Source organism: Coprobacillus sp. (assembly GCF_984815275.1).
In genome coordinates, this window is sequence record NZ_CFJNYH010000029.1 from 1 (window position 1) to 19,237 (window position 19,237).

Sequence of the window (19,237 nt, forward strand, 5' to 3'; positions counted from 1 at the left end):
GAGTTCCACCTCTGCATAGTTCTTATGTAGCCGTACCCATTGCGTGCGACGCTCTGAACGCTCAAGCTGTGGCTGTACGGGAGTATCATTATCAGACAGGACAGGTCATGGCGGTAGGAAAGGACAAGTTTCTTACAGGAACACAGATAAGGTTCGCTCGCTTTAGCAGGGAAAAGGTCATGGCATATCTGTTTCAACGGCTCGCTGTCTGTCAAACGTATTGAACTGCTTTATTCAGTTGTCAAAGAACACGAAAGAAGAAAATCATCTTTCCTATATACCGCGTTGGAAAAGAGCAGAAGCGTAACCAATCTTCAAAACTTTTTTCTTTTCCTGTACCATATAGGGAAAGAAAGTGTCATTCTGCTAAGTTGATGATGAAAAAATCTGATTTTCTTTTCACCCCCCTAACTACCCATGCAACGCCGTAACTGCCAACTGTGGAATAAAAGATTTTCTTTACTCCATATAGGGAACGGCAACTACGGATTGTTAAGTTGGAATTGAAAAACGTTTCTTCTTTCACATCATATAGGGACAGCAACCACCGATTTGATGACCTGTTTTCAAAAAAAGTCAGATTTCCTTTCCTCGCACCATATCTGTACGCAAGTAGCCGTTTTGTTGCAGATTTTTTAAAGAAATTAAAAAATACCGTCATTCCCTTGAGGAACAGTGGTATCTTTCTCAATCATATTTGCTATGTCTGTTGTCATTTGTTTAATTTTTAATTCCTGCTTTTCTGTTAGTTTTGTATGTCTGTCGATTTCTTCCAGATAATTTGCTCCTGTTTTCTTTTCAATCTCTTTTATCATCAATAAAGAGGGCATGACCTGTCTTTCTAACCAGCGTTTTGTTTTATCCATATTGACAGCAACAGGCGTCATAATAAAAGGAAGTGAGGTAGTTACATTATCCAAAAATATATCCCATAAAATATAATCGGGAAAATCTATCTGTGTGAGGATAAGGCTTGCTATGGTCTGTTCGGGATTTCTTGAAAAAACAAGTTGTTCTATCGTTTGTCCTGCTTTTTCATTTTTTAGCCGAATTTCAAAGCGGTTCTTAATGTCTGTTTTTATGCCTTTGCTTTTTTGTTCCTTTTCTTTTTCATACAGGCAAAAGTAAATAGAACTATTCTTTGAACCGATATAAAAAGTTTTTGCAGTATCTCCATGTGTACCCGATAATTTCCCGCTGTCTACTGCTTCATGGGTTCTTGAACGTTTCCATACCTTGTTGGCATAATAGCGTTCCCTTAGAATTTCTATATCCAGCAATCCGCCCATATCATTGACCGCTAAATCTATGCGTTTAAAAACACCTTGACAATCTATACAACAGCTTAAAAAGGAATACCAGTCTATCCCTCTTGCCTGTAAAACATATTCCAAGTTCCGACACCCCATACCTCTTAATTCCAATAAAACATCCATAGAACTATCTTTAGAAACATTTACACTAATATCCCCATAGACATACTGTTCTTCATAGCCATACATTCCGTAATCTTCATGAATAAAATATTCGCTCTTCATTGCCAGTACATTTTTTATAATTTCCAATGCGTCTGTGGTGGGAAAACGAACACGCAGGTAGTCAATCGTTAAAGTGAAAGGCTGAGTACAATTACAATAATCAAGATAATGTAAAAGTATATGCTTCATTTCTTTACCGGCTTTTGTTTTTCCGTTTTCAATTTCATTTAAGTTCTGCCTGCTGATTTGTAGTTCCTGTGCCAGTCGTGATTGCGAATAATCACAGGCTTTTCTCTTTTGCTTTAATGTTTCAATAAATTTCATATCATTCATGCTTTATTCCTCCAATCAAAAAAGGCATATACTCATAGGAGCATACACCTTGTATCTTATAATTATTTGCTATTGATATGCTGTTTTAGACCTGTCGGGTAGAAAGAATAGGGTGTGAAGTGAAATAAGTTCTTATAACCTTATAAATCGTTGCATATCAGCAGTTTTGTATTTGTTTTTGCTCTTGTCTTTTGTAAGAGTACCCCCCTGTTAGATAACGGGGGCTTTTATATCGGCTCGCTAAAGCTCGCCTACCTCCGAAGTAATCCATACACTCGCCAGCATAGCTGGCGTGGCTCTATGTCTTCGACCGCCACCGTGTCTGGATCACTTCGTCTATTTGTGATATTTTAAGTTTATCTTCCGTATAAACTGGAATTTAGACTACTGAATAATGTAATATAGCTTGATAAAAATTCTGTCTTCATATTTTCAACTTCTTTCTTTTGTTACTGCAAACGAATCGTAATTGTTATTCAATACATTATCGTCAAAACTCCGGATTTCTTGATACCTTTCAATATATATTTGGAAGTTCTATATCCCAGTCGAAAGTAATAAATATATACAACTTTTTGAATTTTAAGTAAATCTTTAAAAAGCCTATTTCATTTTTATGAATATATATTAGGTAATTTAAAATAGAAAATCATGCCTATATCACTTTTCTCGAATTTATAATTGATTCCATAGTTAAGTAATATATTTTTTACAATAAAAAGGCCTAATCCATTACTACTCTTATCTTCAACTCCAGAAAATAAATCAAATGATTCTTTTATCTGTTTTTCATTTAAAGGTTCACATGAGTTTTCTATAAAAAAATAATTATTTTTTACTCCTATATTTATCTTACCATTTGCATACGAATACTTTACTGCATTACTAACTAAGTTTGCTAAAACCTTTCTTAGTGCAAGTTTAGACATATAAATTTCTTCTTCATCTAAAAAGTTATTTATTTCAATATTTTTATTGTTTGATAAAACCATATAATCTTCTAAAATAGTTTTAACCTCTTGATTGATATTTAAAAGTTCTTTATCGTCTTTTAACTCTTGGAAAGAAGATACTTTCAATATTTCAACTGTCATTTTTGTCAATTTATCAATAGTTTCAATAGATACACTAAGATATTTATCTCTATCTTTATACTTACCAACATTATATTTCATATTCTCTAAAATAATTCTTAAACTTGCAAGAGGTGTTTTAAGTTCATGTGATGTACTTCTTAGAAATTCAACTTTCATTTTTTCAAGTTCTATAATTTCTTTATTCTTTTTGTCTAGATCATCTATAACCCCTAGCAATCTAATATATAATGTGTTAATTTGATTTTTTAAACTTCCTATTTCATCATAAGATTTTACTTTTAGTAATGCATCTTTTTCTAGTTTCATCATATTATTTGTTACTTTTGTTATTTCAACTATTGGAGATACTATTATTTTTGTATAAAAATATGAAATAGCAATAGAAAAAATAAAACTAACAATTAAAGTATATGGTAAAAATGATAAGCTAATATTTTTAGCCTCCCTTTTCATATCCTTTGAAGTTACAAAATATAAAACTAAATTTTCATCTTCTCTAGTTTTTACACTTCTCTCTTCTATAATAACTGAATTATTTTCACTATCAAGATTTATATCTATTTTGTTTTCTAAATTTACTTCATTGTCTATAGCTCCATTTTTAATAAAAACTTTAACTTCATTATTTTTAGAAAACAGTTCTAAATATTTATTAATAAAAGACTTATCTAATCCATCTATACTTTCCGCTAAAATATCTGCAGTATTTTTTATACTATCTTTTCTATTCTCCAAATATGTAATTGGAAATATAAAATAAATTAGAAGGTGACTAATTATTATTAAAAATGACATAATAGCAAATGTATATAAAAATATCTTAGGAAATAATTTTATCTTTTTCATTTTATCGTTATCTTATACCCTACATTTCTTATAGTTTTTATACAATCCAATCCTAATTTTTTTCTAAGTTCTTTTATATAAACATCTACTACTCTATCATATGGAATCGATTCATCTTCCTTCCAAACGCCATCTATAATCTGATTTCTCGTTAACACTATATTTTCATTCTTTAAAAGAAGCTCCAGTATTTTAAGTTCTTTTGCATTAACAGATACATCTTCTCCCTTATATGTTGCCTTATAACTTGTAAAATTAACTTGACAATCTTTGTAGTTGAAAATTGAATAATTGGAATAATGTCTTTTCAACAAGGCATTAATTCTTGTTTCAAGCAAAGAAAGTGAAAAAGGTTTTTCAATATATCCATCACAAAGTCCTGAAAAAGCTTTAATTTTATAATCATCATCATTAAAAGCTGTTAACATCAAAACTGGAATTTTACTAGTTTTCCGTATATATTGTAAAACTTCTATTCCATTTAATTTAGGTAACATAATATCTAATAAAACCAAGTGAATTTCATTGTTTTTAAATTTTTCTATCGCTTTTTGTCCATCTGATGCAGCAATACAATAATATTCATGTTCACCTAAATATTCACATATCCCTTCTAGAATCATATCCTCATCCTCTACTACTAGTATATTCATCTTTTAACTTTCCTTTCTACAATATAAAACAGCTAAATCTGTATTTCTATTCAATATCTGTTAATAATTCTTTTGGATGTTTTCTTAGCATTTTATTAGATGCTATAAGAAGTGCTATTAACATTATTCCTACACCAAATATAACTACATAAACCATATCTAAAGAATTTATATTTATATTAAGGCTTGTTAGAGTTTTATTAAATCCATCAACTTCAACTCCGGCTCCAAGATTTGCTGAAGATGCATCTGATGCCATTTTTTTTGCAATATCTGATGTAACACTGTTTAGTACTTTATTTGCAATTGTTTTGCCTGTATAGCTAGCCAAGAAGAATGATCCAGCAAATGCAAAGGATCCTATTATCATTAATTCCATAATGAATTGTCCCATTATTTTAGCCTTTGTTATTCCCAATGCTAACATAATTCCTATTTCCTTTTTTCTTGCATTTATCCACAATAATAATAGTAAACTTAAGACTACTCCTGCAAAAATTAAACTACCTAAAAATAATTTATCTGCTACTTTATATATACCAGAAATAGATTGTTGTAATGCTGGATAATTACTTGAGCTCTTTATTAAATCGTATGATTTCCAATCAATATCTAAACTCTTCATCTTTTTTATTACAGCATCTAGATCTATATCTCCTTTTACAAAGAAAGTTGCGTCCTGATAAATAGCTGTATCTTCAGTATTCCCATATAACCTAGCAGCAGTATCAATATCTGTAACTACATTATTTTCGTAAAATTCTTGTGAATAATAAACACCTGATTTATTCTTTCCTTCAAATAATCCAATTATTTCTACTTCTATAGTTTCATTAGCTTGTTTTTCATTATCTGCGTCAAAAAGATTTGATTTTATCTTCATCTTATCTCCAACTTTTAGATTATTTTTCGTAGCTAAATCTTTATGTATTAAAATTTTTCCTTTATCACCCGTTTTTAAATGATTTCCTTCTACAAGCTTAAAGGCACCTGATACAAATTTATCTTCTTTAGATGAATCATTAACTCCTGTAACCATTACTGCATTTTTAAAACTTTTTTTTCTTTCAGCACTTTGGTTTCTCTTTGTTTCTTCTGTTTCAATTATATCATGATCTACAAGATCTCCAACACCATTGATTCTTTTAATATAACCTTCTATCTCTTTTGAATCAGCTATCTTTTTAATGTCTTTCCCTTTTACATTTCCTGCACCTCTTGCTGTTCCAGGGTTAACCCTTCTATTTATCTGCATTGAAAAACTATTTGTTATATTTTTAAACGTCTCTTTTGATGCGTTATTAGTTGCATTCTTTATAGATATACTTACTAAACTAAGTGTTGCCATTATTAATATAATTGCAAAAATAATTATTGACTTAAGTTTTTTTCTTGTTATATATGATAATGCATTTTTTAACATTTATTATTATCTCCTTTATTAAACTAACTATTTTTCTTAAAATTAACTTCTTTTAAATTTTTATTTTTTATTTCTAAAATATAATCTGCTGCCTTTGCTACTTCTTTACTATGAGTTACTACTATTACACATTTATTTCTTGATTTTGCTAATTTATTAAGCATTTCAATTATTTCAAGTGCTGTACTTTCATCAAGATTTCCTGTTGGCTCATCTGCTAAAATTATAGGTGCTTCAGATACAAGCGCCCTTGCTATCGCAACTCTTTGTTGCTGTCCTCCAGACAACTTCATTACATTTCTATTAATTTGACTTTCATCTAATCCTAATTCTAGTAATATTTCTTTATTAGCTTTTTTATTTACCAACCTAACATTTTCCATAGGTGTTAAATAGTCAATTAAATTATAGTTCTGAAATACTAAAGAAACCTGTTTTCTTCTGTGATGACTATATCCCTTTTTAGATATATCGACACCTTCAAATTGTATTTCCCCCTTTACCGGAACATCCAACCCTGCTAATAGTGATAAAAAAGTGGATTTTCCTACTCCAGATTTTCCTACTATGGCATAAAATTTCCCTAATTCAAAATTTGCATTTACATCTCTTAAGATTTTCTCTTTTGAATTTTTATAATTATAACTAACATTTTTCATATTTAATATACTCATTTTTTTACTCCTTAACTCATTTTTGATAAAATTTCTTTTGGCTTTTTCATCAATATTATTCCTGAAGTGATTAAAACTGATAATAATATTATTAAAATTAATAACCCATAGCTTTGACAAATAATAAAAATATTTTCACTTCCAAATATCTTATTAGATGCATTACTTAAAGTACTTATAATTTTTTCTTTTAATATAATTTCACTTAATATTTTTCTTGTTACTAAATTTCCTATTAAAGTTGAAATAAATAAACTTGGGATAGATATAAAAACTAACTCCAATATAAATTGCCCTATAATTTCACGCTTTCCTATTCCTATTGATAATAATATTCCTATTTCATAAATTCTCTCTCTTAGCCATAGTATCAATATTAAAGAAAGCACTATACAACCTCCTACTATAATTGAATATGTAATTATTTGTATTATTCCTTTAATTGATCCTACAGTAGTTGATATATCATCAAAGATCTTTGTATTCTTTTCAAGATCAATATTGGACCAATTAATATTCATATTTTTTATACTCGAAATTACCTTGTCCATATTTTCTGGACTATTCACAAAATACGTTGCTTGATTTAGTTTTTCATAATTAGAATCTATACCAGATATTTTTTGACTTGAACTATAGTCAATAAAGGCCATATTTTCACTGTAATCGGAAGAAAATCCAGTATAACTTTCTTGTTTCTTCCCAGAAAAAATACCAACTATTTCATACTCATTTTCTAATCCAATATTAGAGTTAATATCTTCATCATCAGGATCGTATTGTTTAATTTGTTTTATTGAAACTTTATCACCTAATTCATATTGATTTTGTTTAGCTAACTCCTCATGAACTATTATCTTATTTTTATCATCTTTTCCTATATGTCTTCCTTCTACTATTTTAAATACTTCACTTGTAAAATCATTACTTAAACTAGAATCTCTTACTCCATAAATCTTTAAAAGATTTTCATATTCAGAATTTAAATTTGATATTTCAACTTTTTGCTCGCCACCAAAAACATCATCACCTTTTAATTGTGCAAGTGTTTCATATTCAAGATTATACTCATTAATTCTATCTAAGTTCTTTATACCTTCAACTTCCTTTGTATCAATCAACTCTTGGCTGTTTTTACTCTTTAGAATAAATGAAGAATTGGCTGCTCTATAAATAATACTCTCCACATTATTACTAAACTTATTTATAGATAAACATGTATAAAGACTTATTAAAATTGCTGTTAGTATAAATAATACAATTATAGATTTTTTCTTCTTTCTTTTAATATACAATAATGAATTTCTTAGCATATCCTTTTTCATACCTCCTATCATCTATAGTATAAATTGCTTTTATGAAATATTTATGAAATCTTATTTTTTATTTCTTTTTATTTTTTATAAAGCAAAAAAAGATACCTCTATTCTAATGTGAAGTATCTTTTTACTGTATTTCTATTTGCAAGCAGGAAAACACAGGTTATTTCTTAATATCCTTTTGTTTGGGAAACTCCTCTTTCCCACTTAGATATAGTTTTATCACTAATTCCAATCTGATCAGCCAACTCTTTTTGAGTAAGCTGTCTTTCCTTTCGTAATCGATAAATTAATTCTCCAACTTTTTGACAATCCATAACTTCACCTCTTGTATAGAATAAAACATATTATTAAAAAAACAATAAACGCTCCGTAGAGTCATCATAAAAAGAAATCTTTCTTATTTATAATCAATAATAATTTTATGACACTCTGGACAACAATACGCATCAACATCTCCACCATGCCAAAATTTATAATCACCCAATTTTATTTCTCCGTCTCCAACTTTCCAACGTAGATCTAACCTTGAAAGTTGTCTATCACAGGGTATCCATTTGAGAACCTCTCCTCTTGTTTGGATATGTCCCTTTACTAAATCCTGTTGACAATAAGGACATTTCATTCTATATTCCTCCTTTATGATTTGTAGCTTCAGATAAATCTTTTTTTGTAAACTTAGGTATATAAAAACACTCCATAGATAACGTGATATTTGTTTTTTGTCTATTCTATAGAGTATAGTTGATTCTATGAAATATTTTTTACATTATAATAAATTTAATTTTCTCAATAATTCAATTCCCTCATAAACTGCACCTTCTTCATTTGTTTGACTCAATATATATTGAGCAGATTCTTTAGCTAATTGACAAGCATTATTTGGAGCAAATGAATATGGAAATTGCTTTAGCATATAACAATCATTTTCGCCATCACCAAAGACTGCAATTTCATCTGATAAATATCCCTTTTTTTGAATAACCTTTTCTAATAAATATCCTTTATTTGTTTTATTAGTTGTTATTTCCATATTATCTTCATAAGAAGATGAGATATCTAGATGTTCTATATTGAGTTCTTGTTTAATGCCTTTAACTGAATGTGAATTGAAATGCCTAGCATCAATTTTTAAAACTTTTATTCCCTTATTAATCATTTCTTTAGCATTTGAAGCATAATGGAAATCTCTTAAATAACCTTCCCTTGTTGTAAAAGTTTTCTTTGGTAAAGGTTTATTTAAATAGGCTGATGATGATTTTAAAATTTGAACATGTTGTTCCCAGAATGATTCTGCATCTTTAAAAGAATATTTTCCTTGATTTGTATGTATAGATAATAGATAACCACGCTCTTCTAGAATTGTTGCAATCTTTTGAAAAGAATGATTATCCATAGGATAAATATCATTAAATGTCTTTTGTTTATTACAATACTGTGTTCCATTATTGAGTATCAAATCACAATCCAAATCATATTGATTAAGAAAATCTATAACCATATTATGATCCCTACCAGTCGCAATGATAAACTCTACGCCTTTATCTATATAGTTTTTTAAAGTCACTAATGTCTTTTCTTCTATAGTATCATCAGTTTTAATAAGTGTTCCATCTAAATCACATACAATACATTTAATCATAATACACACTCCTTTGAGTATACATTATAACAATTACAACCAATTTCAACATAGTTTTTCATTTTTAGAAAACGATTATACAGATCTATTCGTATTAGTCACAGACAGACTTAATATTTGATTATCATGCCTATCTACATAAGTTCATAACTCCCTTCCATAAGAATGACTATAATCAGTTATAAAATAAAACTTGTCATATCCCCATTTCCTTCTATCATTCTCCTATACATGTATCTATTTCATACTCTTCTTGATTCTCACTCTTTGTTGCAGAAAACTTAGCACTATGAACTTGTCTTGCTAGATATTCAACTGTATAGAGAGCAGGAACTTGTGAAGTAATATTGGAACCTTCAAATGATTCCTCCGTAATATAATAAGGTATACAAACATCTGACAATTTTGCAATTGTCGACTTTGTACTATTAGTTATACAAATTATACTACTGTTATTCCTTTTAAAATGCTGTAGATACTCAATAATTTCTTCTGTTTCACCAGATACAGAAAGAACAATAACACATATTTTACTAGAAATATTTTGATAAATAAAATTTATTGGATAATTTGCAGGATTTTCTACAGATAAAGCCACACTACAAAGTGAAGAAAAATATAAAGCTCCATATTCAGCTATAATATTTGAAGAGCCATGTCCAACAAATAAAACCAATTCTTTTTCTTTTAAGAGTTCAGTTGCATCATAAATATTTTTTTGGAATAATGCTTCATTTGTACGTTGTAGAAAATTAATAAAGATTGTTTCATCAACTTTTTTTAATTTTTCTTGTTGTGATTGAACATAAGACTGAAGACGAACTCTAAATTCTGAATATCCATTACACTCAAATTTATTGCAAAAACGTAAAATACTAGCTGTACTTGCAAAAGTAGCTTGCGCTAAATCCCTAATTCGCATATATTGAACACTTTCTAAGTGTGTAACAATATATTGATAAATATTAATATCAGTATCTGATAACTGTGGTGTTTTTTCTAAGAATAACATTTTCTACATCTCCTTTTTGATATTTTATCAAACTTTCCAATATGTAACAATATGTAACATAATTGTTATTTTTTTCTAATGTGTAACACATGTATCGAAACAATCAACAAATATTTACTTTAAAATCTAATATCGTATAATAAAAGGTAGTATTTGCATAATCATTAAGTGCTTATATAATTATGAATAGAAGGAGAAAAATATGAAATTAATAGTTACAGAAAATTATGAAGAAATGAGTCAACAGGCTACTGAAATTATTATTAAAACATTTCAGTCTCAACCTAATGGTCTTTATTGTTTTGCAGGAGGTGATACACCTGTAAAAACACTTCAATTATTATGTAAAGCTCATAATGATAAACTTATCGATTTGACACAAGCATATTATATCGAATTAGATGAATGGGTAGGTTTAGACCAAACAAACGCTGGAAGCTGTCTTGCTTATCTCAATAAGAATTTATTTGAACCAGCACATATTCCTTTAGATCATATTCATACTTTCAATAGTCTTGCAAAAAATTTAATGGAAGAATGTCAAAGAGCTAATCAATATATTTCATATCACAATGGTTTAACATTAACATTATTAGGTGTTGGTGTGAATGGACATCTTGGCTTTAATGAACCTGGTGTTAATCCAAATAATTATGCACATATTATTGATTTAGATGAAATCACACAATCAGTAGGGAAAAAATATTTTGATACAAATGAAATTTTATCACAAGGAATAACACTAGGAATTAAACAACTTATGGAATCTAAAATTGTCATTGTGGAGGCAAATGGTGCTAAAAAACACGAACCTATTCAAAAGGTTATTAATGGTGATATTGATATCATGTGTCCAGTGACACTTATTAATAATCATCCTCAAGCATATCTGATTGTAGATCGTGCTGTTATTGAAGGAGATGACTAATATATGAAAATTCTTATTAAAAATGGAATACTCATTATTGATGGGTATAGGAAAATCGATAACGGTGCTGTGCTCGTTGAAGACAACACCATTACTGGTATATTTAAAGATTATCAGGATATTATTTACGATAAAGTTATTGATGCTAAAGGGAATTATATCATACCAGGCCTGATTGAAACGCATACACATGGAATTAATGGTTATGATTTTAATACCTGTCAAAATCAAGATATGATAAAAATTAGTGATGCTTTGATAGAAGAAGGGGTGACTTGTTTCATGGCAAGTTTAACATGTGAAACACACTCTTATATGTTAGAGTTATTGAATAAATATGAATCATGTAATGTTTCAAATCTATTAGGGATACATATCGAGGGTCCTTTCTTAAATAAAAATAACCGTGGTGTTATGAAAGAAGACTGTATTCAAGACCCTCAACTAGAGATATTCAATGATTTCTTAAAACATTCTCATAAAATAAAAGCAATGACAATTGCTCCAGAATTACCAAATGCATTATCATTAATTACATATGGTAATAATAAGGGGATTGTTATGAATGTAGGTCATAGTAGTGCCTCTGCGAGTCAAGTTGTTCAAGCACAACAATATGGTGCCAAAGGAATTACTCATCTTTATAATGCTATGGGACAACATCTTCATAGAGATCCTGGGGTTGTTACAGGTGCAATGATATCAGATCTTTTTTGTGAACTTATTGTAGATGGATTTCATATTCATGAGGATGTCATAAAAGCAACTTATAAATCAATTGGATCAAAGAGAATTGTCCTTATTTGTGATGCCAATCCATGTAAAGGATTAGCAGATGGTATTTATCATTTTTCTGGAAAAGAGATAGAAATCATTGATGGAAAAGCACGTGTTAAAGCAACAGGAAGAATTGCAGGCAGTACAATAAAATTAAATCAAGCTTGTCAAAATATGATGCGTATTTGTGGTTGTAGTATTGATGATGTTGTTCTTATGGCTTCTACAAATCCAGCTCAATTATATAACTTACCAAAAGGAAAATTAGAAGTTGGTTATGATGGAGATATTATTGTTGTTAATCATCATTTTGATGTTCTAGCTGTTGTTAATAATGGTCATATCAAGAAAGATATGTTGTCATAAAAACCCAAAATTTTATTAGTCATTTAAACATGAAAAGCAAGTTATTTACTGGAAAATAAACAACTTGCTTTTTATTTATAATCTGTTTGCCATTCTTCTTTTAAAATAGCGTATTTATAAGTATCTTGCCATATTGGACTACCGTTTTCATCCTTAAAGAACCAGTTATTTTTAATATGATGAGCCTCTCGACGCATGTTTAATCTTTCCATCAATTTCCATGAAGCCGTATTAAGTGGATTACACATAGCCAATATACGATGAGCATGATGATTCATAAAAATATCATCTATTAAAGCCTTTGTGGCTTCTGTCGCATATCCCTTTCCTTGATACTTTTTATTGAAAACATAGCCTAGTTCCCAAGTTTCAAATCCTTGTTTTTCTAAATATATATTTCCAATAACTTTTCCACTACCAAGTAAACATACAGCCCAGAAGTTTTGGCTTTTTGAACGTTTTATTGCTTCTTCTTTGGACTGTTCTTTTGTAAAAACATCATATGGTTCATATTTGACCACATCTTCTTGTGATAAATACTCATAAAGATCTTCCCAATCATTTGGTGTAAATCTTCTTATTAACAATCTTTCTGTTTTCATATTATATATCCTCTTTCCTTATATATTTTTCCATTAAATAGAGAGTACAATAATTTTTTTCATACACTTCTACAATCTACATAGTCACTCTCATTTAGAAAATTACCTTTTTCATCTAAAATAGCAACAATCTTATTATATGTATCTTTTAAATCAATTTCTAGAACACGTAATAGGGCTGTTTTTTGCATAAAAATCTACATAAGGTGAAGATATACATGTAATAAAAGTTATTTCTTCTCCTTTAAAACAAATTTTATGAGCCCTTACCATGTTTTATAGTAAAAATTATCCGTCCTAATCCCATGCATACAATTGTAAGTAGATTATATATTAATATATATATAAATAATTCTTGTGGAATTGTTGTCAATATCCATACATACCCTAATGTTAAAATGATTCCTATGACCAAATTAACCCAACGCAATAAAGGTTTTCTTTTTGCAATATTCTTCATATCACTTACTAGATACAGATTACCAATAAACATATAACTTACTATTTCTGAAATATGTAATGTATAAAACATCCACAAAAATAAAGATAGATAATAATCCATTATATTGATTCTACAAATAAGGAAATATGCAATAAAAGTAAAAATAAGATTATTCAGTATACCCCCATAAGAAACAATGATATCCTTGTTGGAACTCAGATTATCAGCTTTTTCTATATCCACTGGCAAAGGTGTAGAAAAAAACAAATAGGGTTCAACAGTGACATGATACCAATGCTTTTTACAACCAAATCGACAATACCAAATAGCATGTCCAACTTCATGTAGATAAATAACAATATATAAAGCAACATAACCAATTAATAAACTCAGTAAAACTTGCATATTAACCTCTCCTATACTTCCCCTCTATCTTTCATATTCTATCATAAATCACAAATCATATATATAATAATAGTAGATTCTCTCTATAAAGATATAATCTTTAATTCACACACCTTGTTATTTGAGAACGAATTGGTTATGATTAGTCTAGAGGTGATTTCATGTTAGAAAAAAGTGACTTAAAGTTATTGATGAATAGTTTTCCTTTTTGGAAGCAATTAACTCCCGAACAAAAGAATCACATAGAAGAAAAAGCATTTTCTAAAACATACTTAAAAAATACAACACTCTATAATGGTGACATAGAATGTCTAGGTGTTATTCTTGTTAAAAGCGGGTGTCTAAGAGTCTATATGTTGTCTCCTGATGGACGTGAGATTACTCTTTATCGATTATATGAAAGTGATATTTGCGTCTTATCAGCATCTTGCATTTTACAAAATATTACTTTTGATATTTATATAGACGCAAATACTGATTGTAAAACTCTACAAATTAATTCAACTGATTTTGGTAAAATTGCACATGAAAACGCCCATGTAGAATTATTTGCATATAAAACTGCAACTGACCGTTTTTCAAAAGTGATGTGGGCAATGGAACAAATTCTGTTTATGAGTTTTGATCAACGTTTAGCGCTCTTTTTAATTGAAGAAGCTGATCATAGTAACAATTATATAATTAAAGCAACACATGAACAAATTGCCAAACTTATTGGTAGTGCACGTGAAGTTGTCACAAGAATGTTGAAATATTTTAGTGAGGAAGGTTTCGTAAGATTATCTAGGGGTCAGATTGAAATTATTGATTATCAAAAATTAAAGAATTTAACAAAGTAAAAAACTGGAATATTCCAGTTTTTTAAATAAATAGATTTACATTTGACTCTTCCGCATCACCTAAATAACTGGCTACACCTGCAAGTTCAACACCATCTATTAACTCTTCTTTTGTAATCCCCATAATATCCATAGACATAGTACATGCTACCAATTTAACACCATTAGATTGGGCGAGACTCATTAATTCTTCTAATGAATTCACATTTTTATTTTTCATAACTTTTTTCATCATACTTGTTCCCATACCCGCCATGTTCATTTTGGATAGTTTTAATTTCTCACTTCCTCGAGGCATCATAATTCCAAACATCTTTTCAATAAATGATTTCTTAATATGTTGCTTTTCAGTTTTACGAAGTGCATTTAATCCCCAGAAAGTAAAGAACATTGTCACTGGTCTACCCATTGCAGCTGCTCCATTAGCAATAATAAATGATGCTAATACCTTATCTAAATCACCACTAAAGACAACCATTGTTTTTCCTTGTGGAATCTCAACTGCCTGATGAATTGGGCATTCATTTATATCTTTTTTAATATAAGCAAAATTCTCTTTTCCTTTGCGTTCACTTTTTAACAATGTATGCCCTGTACGTTGACACCATGTTCCAATATCTCTTATAAATCCCATATCTGTTGCTGAAACTTTTAATACTTCATTAGCTTCTAGAGTTGCCATAACCTCGTTAACTTTCATAATTGGTCCAGGACATTGTAATCCTGTACAATCAAGAATTCTAAGTTCTTTATCTTCAGGAATAATTTCCTGTTTTTGTTGTTGAACAGATAAATTGTTTTCTAGATAATGCATTGATTTATAAAAGGCAGTTCCTCCAGCTAATACTTTTACTTTTGAAAATCCATTCTGCATTAAAATTCTAGCAGCATTATAAGAACGTACACCTATAGCACAATAAGGTATAATTGTTTTATTTCTATCTAATTCATTAATCCTTTCATGTAATTGCCCTAATGGTATATGATAAGAATCTTTGATATGATATACCATTCTTTCGACATCTTCCGTTATATCTAACACTATATGATCATTTGGATGATTTTGAACCAGTTGATCAAATTCATGAGGATATATGAATTTTACCAAATTATCTAATACATTTTCAGCCACGAAACCTAGCATATTCACGGGGTCTTTTGCTGAAGAATAAGGTGGTGCATATGAAAGTTCTAATTCTGCCAAATCATGAATAGTTCCTTTTAAACGCATCACTGTAGCTAAAGTATCAATTCGTTTATCAACTCCATCCTGACCAATGATTTGTCCACCATATATTTGTCCATCAAAATCAAATATTAATTTTAAAGTCAATGGAGTGGCACCAGGATAATAACCAGCATGTGATTTTTGATTAATAATGATTGTTAGATAGTCCTTATCTTTTTTCTTTCCTAATGCTTGCAGCATTTTCTCATTAACTCCTACATTAGCAACTGTTAAATCAAAAACCTTTGCAACTGAACTGCCTAAACTTCCTTGATAAATCTTACAATCACCAACCAAATTATCAGCACAGATCCTTCCCTGTTTATTTGCTGGTCCAGCTAACGGTATCATTGTTTTATTTTTTAACACAAAATTGTCTACTTCAATAACATCACCTACTGCATAGATATCTTTATCTGAAGTTCTTAAATATTCATCAACAATAATGCCTCCACGTTCATTGATATTCAAATCTGCTTCTTTCGCCAATGAACTATTTGGCTTCACTCCTAATGCCAAAATAACCAAATCACTAATAATCTGCTGACCATCATTTAAACAGACAATCGTTTGTTTATCTTTTTGAATAAACTCCTTTACTCCATGACTCAAATATAAATCAACATTATTCATTGTTATATTCTCATGCAATAATTGTGCCATTTCAAAATCAATAGGTGCCATAACTTGATTCTGTAACTCTACTAAGCTGACTTTCATTCCAAGAGTGTGTAGATTTTCAGCCATTTCTAATCCAATAAATCCCCCACCAACAACAGTAACCTTTTCTGGTTTATGTTCTTGAATATAATTCTTAATAAAATCAGTATCTTTTACATTCCATAACGAAACAATATTTTCATTATGAATACCAGGAATAGGTGGTTGAATAGGAGATGAGCCAGTCGCAATAACCAAAGAGTCATATTCTTCAATATACTCTGTCCCATTCTTTAAATCTCTAACAACAACATTTTTATTCTGACGATTAATTTTAATAACTTCATGTTGTGTTCTCACATCAATATTAAACTTTGCCTTCATTGCTTCTGGTGTTTGTAATAATAGAGTATCTCTACTCTTAATAACATCACCAATATAATAAGGTAATCCACAATTTGCATAAGAAATATATTCACCACGTTCTAAAATAACAATTTCTCGTTCTTCATCACGACGTCTCAAACGAGCTGCTGTTGTCGCTCCGCCAGCAACTCCACCAATAATTAAAGTCTTTAACATTTTTATAACCTCTTTTCAAATATATTTTATATAAATATATTGATAAGTTCTGTGATTCAATCACATGAAAAGAATTTTTTAAAATGCACCATTAAAAAAGAAGTTTATACATTAAACTTCTTCATTATTTAAATATACTAAATAATCTGGAAAATATAAAACTTTAAATAAGATGTTTCTTCCATTGTCCAAAGAATAGGATGATCATGATTTTGTTGTGTCACAGATACCTGTTTTAGAGTCACTCCGCTTTCAAGAGCAGATTCACGCAACATCTTTTCAAAATTATCAGTTTCCATAAAACGTGAACAACTACATGTGATGAGATATCCACCTCTACCTAATAATTTCATAGCTTTCATATTAATTTTTTTATATCCATTATAAGCATGATCAATTGTTCTTCTTGATTTTGTAAATGCAGGTGGATCTAAGACAATAATATCATACTGCCCGACTTTACATTTATCTAAATAATCAAAAACATCATCTTTTATAAACCTCATTTTATTCTCCAAATGATTTAATTTAGCATTTTCATAGGCCTGGTTCAAAGCAGTTTGAGAAACATCAACTGCGTGTACTTCTTTTGCTTTACCATATGCAGCATTTAATGCAAAACCTCCTGTATGACTAAAACAATCCAATACTTTTTTACCATGTGCCATTTTTCTTAATAAAACTCTATTGGCTTTCTGATCTAAAAAATATCCTGTCTTTTGACCATTTTCTACATCAACATGTAATAAAATTCCATTTTCATTGATAATTGTTGTTGTTGGTAAATGAGCATTTCTCCAAAAACCTTTTTCTAATGACAACCCTTCTTTTGCCCTTATCTTTATATCATTTCTTTCATAAATCCCTTTGATATCTTGCCCATCTTCATTTAAAACTTCAAGCAACAGTTCATAAATCATGTCTTTTATAACATCTAATCCATATGAACTCACTTGTGTGACCAAAATGTCATTATATCTATCAACAGTTAATCCTGGCAGCTGATCTGCCTCACCAAAAATAAGTCTACAATTCTCAATATTATCTAGTTCTAGTGTCTTACGAAAATCATATGCAAATTGGATTCTTTTCTTAAAAAAATCTCTATCAATGATTTCATCACTTTTCTTTGATAAAATACGAACAGTAATATGACTATTCTTAGAAATAAAACCTGTTCCCATATATCTTCCTCTAGTTGTCATAATATCTACCAATGATCCATTTTCAATTGTTTCATCAATATCAACTGCATTGTTTTTATACATCCACATTTGACCATTATCTAACCACTTCTCTCCCTCTTCGGAAAGAATAATTTTAGGATATTTTCTATTCATTCATTAACCTCGCTATTATTTTCTATTTTTTCATATTTTACTATACTTCTCATATATTCACAAACACTTTATAATTATACTTATAAATAAAAAGAGTAAACCACTGTATGAACTGCCCCCAAAAACTTAGACCAAAAATCTAACAGATTGGAGGCAGTTCATGTATCATTTTACTCTTTTCATGACTATTATCAAATTAATCTTTTTTCATCAAATAAAGTAAATCATCTTTCTTTTCAAGAATTGCAGCAACAGCTTGGCATGCAGCACAATCGCAATACTTTGCACCTTGAGCCTTTATTTCCTTCGCATGTTCTAAAATACTTTTAGCAGTTTCAACTCCAAAGTGTTTTATACCATACTCAGATCCAGCAAAATCTATCAAGCCATCAATAGTTCCAATATCTTCTTCTAACTCAGCAATATACTTTTCTGTTTCAATACCTTCATCTTCTGTTCCAATAGCGTCCAACCATGATTGAGCAGCTTCTTTTGCTTCATTACAACAAGATGATGCATTCATTAATTCATGTGTTTTTTCAATCACATAGTCTAGCACTTCTTTTTCCATAATTAATCTCCTTTCTCTCT

Annotated in this window: 19 protein-coding genes; 3 read left to right on the plus strand and 16 right to left on the minus strand. The window is 29.4% G+C overall.

The window, feature by feature from the left end:
* Window positions 1–644: 644 nt before the first annotated feature.
* The 10 genes from AC5M21_RS10905 to AC5M21_RS10950 all read right to left on the minus strand — a co-directional run bounded on the left by AC5M21_RS10905 (window position 645) and on the right by AC5M21_RS10950 (window position 10,477).
* Complete coding sequence (locus tag AC5M21_RS10905) at window positions 645–1,811, minus strand: XRE family transcriptional regulator (protein ID WP_117598864.1); 1,167 nt, start codon at window positions 1,809–1,811, stop codon at window positions 645–647.
* A gap of 614 nt (window positions 1,812–2,425) precedes the next feature.
* The gene (locus tag AC5M21_RS10910) at window positions 2,426–3,754 is read right to left on the minus strand and encodes a HAMP domain-containing sensor histidine kinase (protein ID WP_055253394.1); all 1,329 of its coding nucleotides are present in this window, start codon (window positions 3,752–3,754) and stop codon (window positions 2,426–2,428) included.
* Window positions 3,751–4,407 carry a response regulator transcription factor gene (locus AC5M21_RS10915; RefSeq protein WP_055253392.1) on the minus strand — a complete coding sequence of 219 codons (657 nt, stop codon included), beginning with the start codon at window positions 4,405–4,407 and terminating at the stop codon, window positions 3,751–3,753. Before AC5M21_RS10915 ends, AC5M21_RS10910 begins: the two co-directional genes overlap by 4 nt.
* A 46-nt stretch (window positions 4,408–4,453) precedes the next feature.
* Entirely contained in the window at window positions 4,454–5,830 is a 1,377-nt protein-coding gene (locus AC5M21_RS10920) for an ABC transporter permease (protein WP_008790771.1), read from the minus strand.
* A 23-nt stretch (window positions 5,831–5,853) separates the two neighbouring features.
* The gene (locus AC5M21_RS10925; protein ID WP_008790772.1) at window positions 5,854–6,504 is read right to left on the minus strand and encodes an ABC transporter ATP-binding protein; all 651 of its coding nucleotides are present in this window, start codon (window positions 6,502–6,504) and stop codon (window positions 5,854–5,856) included.
* Window positions 6,505–6,515: 11 nt separating this feature from the next.
* On the minus strand, window positions 6,516–7,829 hold the full coding sequence (locus tag AC5M21_RS10930) for an ABC transporter permease (protein ID WP_055253390.1): 1,314 nt from the start codon (window positions 7,827–7,829) through the stop codon (window positions 6,516–6,518).
* 164 nt (window positions 7,830–7,993) lie between these two features.
* Window positions 7,994–8,140, minus strand: coding sequence for a helix-turn-helix domain-containing protein (locus tag AC5M21_RS10935; RefSeq protein ID WP_117598863.1), 147 nt, complete (start codon window positions 8,138–8,140; stop codon window positions 7,994–7,996).
* A gap of 83 nt (window positions 8,141–8,223) precedes the next feature.
* Window positions 8,224–8,448 carry a PF20097 family protein gene (locus tag AC5M21_RS10940; RefSeq protein ID WP_117598862.1) on the minus strand — a complete coding sequence of 75 codons (225 nt, stop codon included), beginning with the start codon at window positions 8,446–8,448 and terminating at the stop codon, window positions 8,224–8,226.
* A gap of 144 nt (window positions 8,449–8,592) precedes the next feature.
* On the minus strand, window positions 8,593–9,465 hold the full coding sequence (locus tag AC5M21_RS10945) for a Cof-type HAD-IIB family hydrolase (RefSeq protein WP_117598861.1): 873 nt from the start codon (window positions 9,463–9,465) through the stop codon (window positions 8,593–8,595).
* Between the two features lie 217 nt (window positions 9,466–9,682).
* Window positions 9,683–10,477, minus strand: coding sequence for a MurR/RpiR family transcriptional regulator (locus tag AC5M21_RS10950; RefSeq protein WP_117598860.1), 795 nt, complete (start codon window positions 10,475–10,477; stop codon window positions 9,683–9,685).
* A 202-nt stretch (window positions 10,478–10,679) separates the two neighbouring features.
* On the opposite strand from AC5M21_RS10950, the gene AC5M21_RS10955 reads away from it, so the two are divergent.
* Window positions 10,680–11,405, plus strand: a complete 726-nt coding sequence (locus AC5M21_RS10955) for a glucosamine-6-phosphate deaminase (RefSeq protein WP_117598859.1) — start codon at window positions 10,680–10,682, stop codon at window positions 11,403–11,405.
* A gap of 3 nt (window positions 11,406–11,408) precedes the next feature.
* Complete coding sequence (nagA, locus tag AC5M21_RS10960; protein ID WP_302280539.1) at window positions 11,409–12,548, plus strand: N-acetylglucosamine-6-phosphate deacetylase; 1,140 nt, start codon at window positions 11,409–11,411, stop codon at window positions 12,546–12,548.
* Between the two features lie 71 nt (window positions 12,549–12,619).
* Here the strand turns inward: nagA and AC5M21_RS10965 are convergent, their stop codons facing one another.
* The 3 genes from AC5M21_RS10965 to AC5M21_RS10975 form a co-directional block, all read right to left on the minus strand.
* Window positions 12,620–13,150, minus strand: coding sequence for a GNAT family N-acetyltransferase (locus AC5M21_RS10965; protein ID WP_054325462.1), 531 nt, complete (start codon window positions 13,148–13,150; stop codon window positions 12,620–12,622).
* 59 nt (window positions 13,151–13,209) lie between these two features.
* Window positions 13,210–13,341, minus strand: coding sequence for a hypothetical protein (locus AC5M21_RS10970; RefSeq protein WP_270601778.1), 132 nt, complete (start codon window positions 13,339–13,341; stop codon window positions 13,210–13,212).
* Window positions 13,342–13,406: 65 nt separating this feature from the next.
* Window positions 13,407–13,997, minus strand: coding sequence for a site-2 protease family protein (locus AC5M21_RS10975; RefSeq protein WP_054689406.1), 591 nt, complete (start codon window positions 13,995–13,997; stop codon window positions 13,407–13,409).
* Between the two features lie 161 nt (window positions 13,998–14,158).
* Between AC5M21_RS10975 and AC5M21_RS10980 the strand changes: the two genes are divergently transcribed.
* Window positions 14,159–14,836: a Crp/Fnr family transcriptional regulator gene (locus AC5M21_RS10980; RefSeq protein ID WP_008789117.1), complete on the plus strand. Its 678-nt coding sequence runs from the start codon at window positions 14,159–14,161 to the stop codon at window positions 14,834–14,836.
* A gap of 22 nt (window positions 14,837–14,858) precedes the next feature.
* On the opposite strand, the gene AC5M21_RS10985 is transcribed toward AC5M21_RS10980, so the two are convergent.
* The 3 genes from AC5M21_RS10985 to AC5M21_RS10995 form a co-directional block, all read right to left on the minus strand.
* On the minus strand, window positions 14,859–17,306 hold the full coding sequence (locus AC5M21_RS10985; protein ID WP_054325463.1) for a DsrE/DsrF/DrsH-like family protein: 2,448 nt from the start codon (window positions 17,304–17,306) through the stop codon (window positions 14,859–14,861).
* Between the two features lie 137 nt (window positions 17,307–17,443).
* Entirely contained in the window at window positions 17,444–18,646 is a 1,203-nt protein-coding gene (locus AC5M21_RS10990; protein ID WP_054689409.1) for a class I SAM-dependent rRNA methyltransferase, read from the minus strand.
* A gap of 196 nt (window positions 18,647–18,842) precedes the next feature.
* Window positions 18,843–19,217, minus strand: coding sequence for a hypothetical protein (locus AC5M21_RS10995; RefSeq protein ID WP_008789114.1), 375 nt, complete (start codon window positions 19,215–19,217; stop codon window positions 18,843–18,845).
* Window positions 19,218–19,237 lie beyond the last annotated feature (20 nt).